Below are 8,014 nucleotides of genomic sequence, written 5' to 3' on the forward strand. Positions count from 1 at the left end.
CGATTGACCATTCTTGCGCAAAATCGCGTGGCAACGCGGGGTTCCGTGACGTTAGGCTTGCTCGCAGCGGGTGATTCGCGTAAAACTGTCAGCCGCAAATCTTGCCACTCACAACCCATTCACTGGACGATATGTTTCAAGATAACCCGCTGCTGGCGCAGCTTAAACAGCAACTTCACTCTCAGACCCCGCGCGTTGAAGGCGTCGTGAAAGGGACCGAGAAAGGCTTTGGCTTTCTTGAAGTAGACGGTCAAAAAAGTTACTTCATTCCGCCGCCGTACATGAAGAAAGTCATGCACGGGGATCGCATTATCGCCACCCTGCACACCGAGAAAGAGCGCGAAATCGCCGAGCCGGAAACCCTGGTCGAGCCGTTCCTGTCGCGTTTTGTCGGCCGCGTGCAAAAGCGCGACGATCGTTTGTCCATCGTGCCCGATCATCCGTTGCTGAAAGATGCGATTCCGTGCCGCCCGGTGCGTGAATTGACCCACAACTTCCAGGCCGGCGACTGGGCAGTCGCGGAAATGCGCCGTCACCCGCTGAAAGGCGATCGCGGCTTCAACGCCGATCTGACCCACTTTATCACCGAAGGCGAAGACCATTTCGCTCCGTGGTGGGTGACGCTGGCGCGTCACAACCTGGAGAAAGAAGCGCCGGAGATGCAGGCGCTCAGCGAACCGGCCGCTGCGCTGGTGCGTGAAGACCTGACCGCGCTTGAATTCGTCACCATCGACAGCGCCAGCACCGAAGACATGGATGATGCGCTGTATGTGACCGACAACGGTGACGGTTCGCTGCAGTTGACCATCGCCATTGCCGATCCGACTGCCTACGTCGAACAAGGCAGCAAGCTGGACGATATCGCCCGCGTGCGCGCCTTCACCAACTACCTGCCGGGCTTCAACATCCCGATGCTGCCGCGCGATCTGTCGGACAACCTGTGCTCGCTGCGCCCGAACGAGCGCCGCCAGGTGCTGGCTTGCCGCGTGACCATCGCCGCCGACGGCGCGCTGGGCGACGATATTCAGTTCTTCGCCGCCGAGATCGAATCCAAAGCCAAACTGGTGTACGACGAAGTCTCCGACTGGCTGGACGGCATTGCCGGCTGGCAACCGCCGAGCGACGCCATCGCGCAACAAATCACCCTGCTGAAGCGCGTTTGCGACGCGCGCAACGCCTGGCGCCACCAGCATGCGCTGGTGTTCAAAGATCGCCCGGACTACCGCTTCGTGCTGGGTGAAAAAGGCGACGTGCTGGAGATCGTTACCGAGCAACGCCGCAGCGCCAACCGCATCGTTGAAGAGTGCATGATCGCCGCCAACGTCTGCGCTGCCATCGTGCTGCGCGATCGCCTGGGCTTCGGCGTGTACAACGTGCACACCGGTTTCGATCCTGCGCTGGTTGAACAAGCCGTCACCGTATTGCAGGCCAACGGCGTGGAAGCCGAAGCCGACAAGCTGCTGACCCTCGACGGTTTCTGCGAACTGCGCCGCCACCTGGACGCGCAGCCGACCCAGTTCCTCGACAGCCGCATCCGCCGCTTCCAGACCTTCGCCGAGATCAGCACCACGCCGGGGCCACACTTCGGTCTGGGTCTGGAGGCTTACGCCACCTGGACATCGCCGATCCGTAAATACGGCGATATGGTCAACCATCGTCTGCTGAAGGCGATCATCAACCAGCAGCCTGCAGAAAAACCGCAGGATGACGTCACGGTGCAGCTGGCGGAACGCCGCCGCCTGAACCGCATGGCGGAGCGCGACGTCGGCGACTGGCTGTACGCCCGCTTCCTGCAGGACAAGGCCGGTACCGATACCCGCTTCAACGCCGAGATCATCGACGTGACCCGTGGCGGCCTGCGTGTGCGCCTGCTGGACAACGGCGCGGTTGCCTTCATCCCGGCACCGTTCATTCACGCGGTGCGTGACGAGATGCAGTGCAGCCAAGAAACCGGCACCGTGCAGATTAAAGGCGAAGTGGTTTACCGCCAGAGCGATACCTTGCAGGTCACCATTGCCGAAGTGCGCATGGAAACCCGCAGCGTGATCGCCCGTCCGGCGGCCTGAACGCCAACCTGAAACGGTCGCAACGCAAAGCGCCGACGGTGAAAACCGCCGGCGCTTTTTTTCGGCGGGCGCTCGCTAGCGCAGCGGCTCGCCGCCGGTTTCACGCAGCAATGGCAGTACCGCCAGCGAAGCCAGCGTCGCCAGCATCAGATAGACGGCGGGCGCCAGCAGCGAACCGCTCAGCGCGATCGACTGCGAAGCGATGTACTGGGCGAAGCCGCCGAAGATCGCCCCCCCGAGGCTGTAGACCAAGGCGAACCCCAGTGCCCGAATGCGCTGCGGGAACAGCTCCGAAATCATCAGCATGGTCGGCACCGACCCGAGCGTGGTCAACCCGACCAGCACCGCGACGATCAGCAGCAGCACCGCCGGATGCGGCACCGCGCTCAGCCACCAAAACGCCGGCAGGGCCACGATCAGAATCGCGATCCGCGAGCCACGGATCAGCGGCAGACGGCCGTAACGATCGCACCAGTGCCCGACCAGCAGACTGCCGCCGAAAGTGACGAGCCCCGCCAGCAGCATCGCGGCATAGCCGTAGGCCTGCGCCATCCCCAGGTATTTCACCGCGTAGGTCCCGAGATAATACATCGAGATGTAAGTGGCGACGGTGGCGCCAATGGTCAGCATCACGCCGAGCACCACCGCCCGCGAGTGCTGGCGCAGCTGAGCAGGCGGCTCGTGAGCCCGCGATACCGACGGCCGATCGCTTTCCAGCCCGAGACGCAGCCAGCAACCGAGCGGTGCCAGCGCTACGCCGATAAAGAAAGGAATGCGCCATCCCCACTCGGCCATAGCGTTCGGCTCGCCGGAAAGTACCGGCAAGGCCGCGCTGAGCGCCAGCGCGGTGACGCCGCCAACCACGGTGGCGATGCCCTGCGTCGCCAGTGACCAGCTGGAATAGAAACCGCGCCGATTGGGCGGCGCCGACTCCACCAGCAACGACATCGATGCCCCCACCTCGCCGCCCGCCGCCACGCCCTGGATCAGGCGCGCCGCCACCAGCGTGACGGTTCCCCAATAGCCGGCGCTGGCGTAGGTCGGCGCAAAGCCGATCATCGCCGTGCCCAGGCTCATCAAGGAAATCGTCAGGATCATCGCCGGCTTGCGGCCATGGCGATCGGCATAGGCGCCAATCAGAATGCCGCCCAGCGGCCGCATGAAGAAGCTGACGCCGAACGTGGCAAACGCCAACAGCAACGCCAGATGCGGATCGCTGGATGGCGGAAAGAACAATACGCTGATATAAATAACGAAGAAGTTATAAATACCGAAATCGAAAAACTCCAGCGCATTGCCGAAGGAGGCGGCGAATATGACCTTTTTGCCACCGACCTTCGGGGCCGATATTATTTCCGCTTGGGTTTCAGCCGTATTTTCACTCATCATGACCTTCCCTGTTATTATTTTTCGCGTTTATTTTAAATACGCTTCCGCCAACGCTCCCCAATACTGGCTGCCGGCCGCCAGGCAGCCGTCGTTAAAGTCATATCCCGGGTTATGCACCATGCAGCTGCCTTCGCCATCGCCGTTGCCTACGATCAGGTAGCAGCCCCGCGGATGCGCATCGAGCATGAAGGCGAAATCTTCGCTGCCCATCAGCGGCCGGGCACCGTAGTGCGCGCGGGCGGCGCCGAACTGCTGCTCCGCCACGCGGTGGGCGAAACGGGTCATCGCTTCGTCGTTGACCAGTACCGGCGTGCCGTTAACGTGTTCCACCACCGCATGCGCGCCGAAGCTTGCCGCCTGCGCCTCGATCAGCGCCGGAATACGTGCCAGCAAGGTGGCGCGCGCCTGGCGATCCAGCGAGCGCACGCTGAGCTTCATCTCCGCGCTGTCCGGGATCACGTTGGCCGCTTCACCGGCCTTGATGCTGCCGACGGTGATCACCGCCGCCTCCAGCGGATCGATATTGCGCGAAACGATGCTCTGCAGCGCGACGGTGATATGCGAGGCCACCAGCACCGGATCGACCGTCAGCTGCGGGATGGCGCCGTGGCCGCCACGCCCCTGCACCCGCACGTTGAACTGATCCATCGAGGCCATAAACGGGCCGTGCTGGAAGAAGAATTCGCCGAGCGGCATCCCCGGCATGTTGTGCATGGCGAAGATGGCGTCGCAAGGAAAGCGCTCGAACAGCCCCTGTTCCACCATGCGCGCACCGCCGTTCAACATCTCTTCCGCCGGTTGGAAAATCAGGTGCAGCGTGCCGTTGAAATTGCGCGTTTGCGCCAGGTAACGGGCGGCACCGAGCAGCATGGTGGTGTGGCCGTCATGGCCACAGGCGTGCATGCGGTTGGCCACGCTGCTGCGCCAGGGCTTGCCGTTGCTCTCCTCGATCGGCAAGGCGTCCATATCGGCACGCAATCCTAGGCGTTTAACGCCGTCGCCCACCCGCAGCGTGCCCACCACGCCGGTGCCCGCCAATCCGCGGTGCACCTCATAGCCCCACGAATTCAGATAATCCGCCACCAGATCGCTGGTGCGAAACTCTTCGAAACCCAGTTCAGGGTGTTGATGAATATCGTGCCGAATGGCCGTGAGCTGCGGTAAATACCCTTCGATGATTTTATTTATCATAATTAAATTCCTTTAGTGACTTTATTATTTATTTTATGAATGATTAAACCTGCGGGTTGAAATAAAGGTATAACACGGCACGGATGATTTTATTTCGGCACGCCTCGACAGATAAAATAATAATTCGCCAGACGCCGTGCCCGAATAAAAAACGACGATGATTCGCTGTGCGCGCCGTGAAAATGCAGAATGAATAACTGCTGAGGATTGCGTGAGCGACAGCCTGCGCCAATGCAGTTTCATCACGTTGTTTTTACACTAAAACCCCACCTGCTTCACATTTCTCATCCGACCTGCCGCGGTTAGGCGGCAAAACTTCTACTGTTAAAACGTCATTCCTAATAACAACGTCGATTTTTACCTCTGTACGCCAAGGAGTTGTTTCATGAAAAACATCAGGTCAGGACTTATCTGGCTGCTGGTGGCGTTGGTCGGCGCCTTCGCCTTCGCCATGCTGGCGCTCAGCCGCGGCGAACACGTCAACGCCGTCTGGCTGGTGGTCGCCGCCGTCGCCTGCTACAGCATCGCCTACCGCTTCTACAGCCGGTTCATTGCCGACAAGGTCTTTGAACTGGACGACCGCCGTCTGACCCCGGCAGAACGCCACAACGACGGCCTGGACTACGTGCCCACCAACAAATGGGTGCTGTTCGGCCACCACTTTGCCGCCATCGCCGGCGCCGGGCCGCTGGTGGGGCCGATTCTGGCCGCGCAGATGGGCTTCCTGCCGGGAACCATCTGGATCCTGGTCGGCGTTATGCTGGCCGGCGCGGTGCAGGACTTCCTGGTACTGTTCATCTCCACGCGCCGCGACGGACGTTCGCTGGGGGAAATGGCCAAGCAAGAGCTGGGGGCATTCGCCGGGGTGATCACCATGCTCGGCGCGCTGGGGGTGATGATCATCATCCTGTCGGCGTTGGCGCTGGTGGTGGTAAAAGCGCTGGCCGACAGCCCATGGGGGCTGTTCACCATCGCCGCCACCATCCCGATCGCCCTGTTCATGGGCATCTATATGCGCTTTATTCGGCCGGGCAAGATCGCTGAAATCTCGGTGATCGGCTTCGTGCTGATGCTGCTGGCGATCATTTACGGCGGCAATGTGGCGCAAGACCCCTACTGGGGGCCGTTCTTCACGCTGCACGGCACCACCCTGACCTGGGTGCTGGTGATCTACGGCTTCGTTGCCTCGGTGCTGCCGGTGTGGCTGCTGCTGGCGCCGCGCGACTATCTTTCCACCTTTATGAAAATCGGCGTCATCATCGGGCTGGCCATCGGCATCGTCTTCGCCATGCCGGAGATGAAAATGCCGGCGGTCTCGCGCTTCATCGACGGCAGCGGCCCGGTGTTTGCCGGCGCCCTGTTCCCGTTCCTGTTCATCACCATCGCCTGCGGCGCCATTTCCGGCTTCCACGCGCTGGTCTCCAGCGGCACCACGCCCAAGCTGGTAGAACGCGAAAGCCACATCCGCTTTATCGGTTACGGCGCCATGCTGATGGAGTCGTTCGTCGCCATCATGGCGCTGATCTGCGCCTCGGTGCTGGATCCGGGCGTTTACTTCGCCATGAACTCGCCGGCGGCACTGATCGGCACCACGGTGGAAAATGCTTCGCAGGTCATCAACAGCTGGGGCTTTATCGTCACACCGGAAACGCTGGCGCTGATCGCCAAAGAGGTGGGCGAGAACTCCATCCTGTCGCGCGCCGGTGGCGCCCCGACCTTCGCCGTGGGCATGGCGCACATCATCAGCGAGGTGTTCAACAGCCGGGCGATGATGGCCTTCTGGTACCACTTCGCCATTCTGTTCGAAGCGCTGTTCATCCTGACCGCCGTCGACGCCGGTACCCGCGCCTGCCGCTTTATGGTGCAGGATCTGGTGGGCGTGGCGGTGCCACAGCTGGCCAACAACCGTTCCTGGTTCGGCAACCTCGCCGGCACCACGGTGGCGGTGGCCGGCTGGGGCTTCTTCGTGTATCAAGGCGTGGTCGATCCGCTCGGCGGCATCAATACCCTGTGGCCGCTGTTCGGCATCGGCAACCAGATGCTGGCGTCGATGGCGCTGATCCTCGGCACCGTGGTGCTGTTCAAGATGAAAAAACAGCGTTACGCCTGGGTTACCATCCTGCCGACCGCCTGGCTGTTCGTGACCTCCATGACCGCCGGCTGGCAGAAGATCTTCCACGAGAAACCGAGCATCGGTTTCCTGGCGCAGGCGAAGAAATTCTCCACCGGCATCGAGCAAGGCACGATCATTGCGCCGGCCAAATCGCTCAAAGACATGGAAACCATCGTTTTCAGCAACCAAATCAACGCCGCGCTGTGCGGGTTCTTTATGCTGGTGGCGGTAACCATGCTGATTGCCGCCTTCTTCGCGATCCGCCGGGCGCTGCGTGCCGAACACCCGACGGCGCACGAGGTAAGCGCCGCGCTGCGAGAGGAGACCGGCCGCGGCTGAGTCTCGCCGTTAGGAGAAACGGCCGGCCTCTTGAGCAATGCGCTGCTTAAGGGGTTGGGCCGTTACCCCTCAGCAGAAGACGTTGCGTTTGCGGCGGCATTCGCCTCCACCTCACCGTACAACGGACTGCCGCAGCGGTGTTATCCCTTGTCTGCCTAACAGGCCTCTTCGACCGATCTCATTCAATATAAGTTCTGGAACATTATCCACATCCGCTATTTTTCTGCTGTTAACAATAATCTGCTTTGCATTTTCTACAGTCCGGTGGCGATCTCTATTTTCCCTGTTCAGTCAGTAGGTTAAATACCATTTTTGCCTATGCGATCAGGCACCGTCAACTTTTATCCCGGACACGATTTTTCAGCCCGTTACACAATTCTACCAACGCCGCACCGTAGCGGCGTGAAGTGCAAGGATTTAGGGTCTCCCCCCTAAGCGGTCAGGGTTGTGCGACTACTTATTTAGTAAGGTTCTTCTGGCTTCCAATAATGCTTGTTGAAGCCAATCAAAATCTACCACCCCAATATTCGGTGAAAACTCAACTTTAATGTTATTGTCACCATCCTCTTGCTGTAAAAGCGCGATAAACTCTTCATCACAGTAGATTTCAGCTATTAATTTTTCATAATCAACATCACTAGATACAATAATTTTTAATTGATGTTTATTAGTCATTCTTAAGGCTCCAAAAATCCACGAAATGTAGCGCGCCGCCAGTTCCCCCCCGCCCGCACCCAGCCCCCCTGCGGTAGCTGACTGATTGTTCAGCTGCGCCGTCACCGCACCCAGCACTGCATGCGCCATTGCGTTGGCGGCGATGTTGTCTTCACCGACCCGTTTCTTGATTTCCGTCGCCAGATACGGCGAGGCACCGCTCGCCAGCGCGCCCGCCAGGTTATTGCCCGCCAGCGCCGTC

At 60.3% G+C, this 8,014-nt stretch carries 5 protein-coding genes; 2 read left to right on the plus strand and 3 right to left on the minus strand.

Translation table 11 applies throughout. The features are described from left to right. The first annotated feature begins 131 nt into the window (after window positions 1-131). Entirely contained in the window at window positions 132-2,066 is a 1,935-nt protein-coding gene (locus tag FUU19_RS13260) for an exoribonuclease II (protein WP_230489910.1), read from the plus strand. A gap of 75 nt (window positions 2,067-2,141) precedes the next feature. Here FUU19_RS13260 and FUU19_RS13265 read toward each other — a convergent pair whose 3' ends face one another. Together FUU19_RS13265 and FUU19_RS13270 are read right to left on the minus strand one after the other, a co-directional pair. Next, window positions 2,142-3,452, minus strand: a complete 1,311-nt coding sequence (locus FUU19_RS13265; protein ID WP_230489912.1) for an MFS transporter — start codon at window positions 3,450-3,452, stop codon at window positions 2,142-2,144. A gap of 30 nt (window positions 3,453-3,482) precedes the next feature. Continuing rightward, window positions 3,483-4,646: a M20 aminoacylase family protein gene (locus tag FUU19_RS13270; RefSeq protein ID WP_230489913.1), complete on the minus strand. Its 1,164-nt coding sequence runs from the start codon at window positions 4,644-4,646 to the stop codon at window positions 3,483-3,485. Between the two features lie 385 nt (window positions 4,647-5,031). On the opposite strand from FUU19_RS13270, the gene FUU19_RS13275 reads away from it, so the two are divergent. After that, window positions 5,032-7,098 carry a carbon starvation CstA family protein gene (locus tag FUU19_RS13275; protein ID WP_230489914.1) on the plus strand — a complete coding sequence of 689 codons (2,067 nt, stop codon included), beginning with the start codon at window positions 5,032-5,034 and terminating at the stop codon, window positions 7,096-7,098. A gap of 453 nt (window positions 7,099-7,551) precedes the next feature. On the opposite strand, the gene FUU19_RS13280 is transcribed toward FUU19_RS13275, so the two are convergent. Continuing rightward, window positions 7,552-8,014: hypothetical protein (locus tag FUU19_RS13280; protein WP_230507140.1), on the minus strand; the 463-nt coding region annotated here is incomplete at its 5' end.

This window comes from Serratia montpellierensis, from assembly GCF_020858655.1.
Lineage (GTDB): Bacteria > Pseudomonadota > Gammaproteobacteria > Enterobacterales > Enterobacteriaceae > Serratia > Serratia montpellierensis.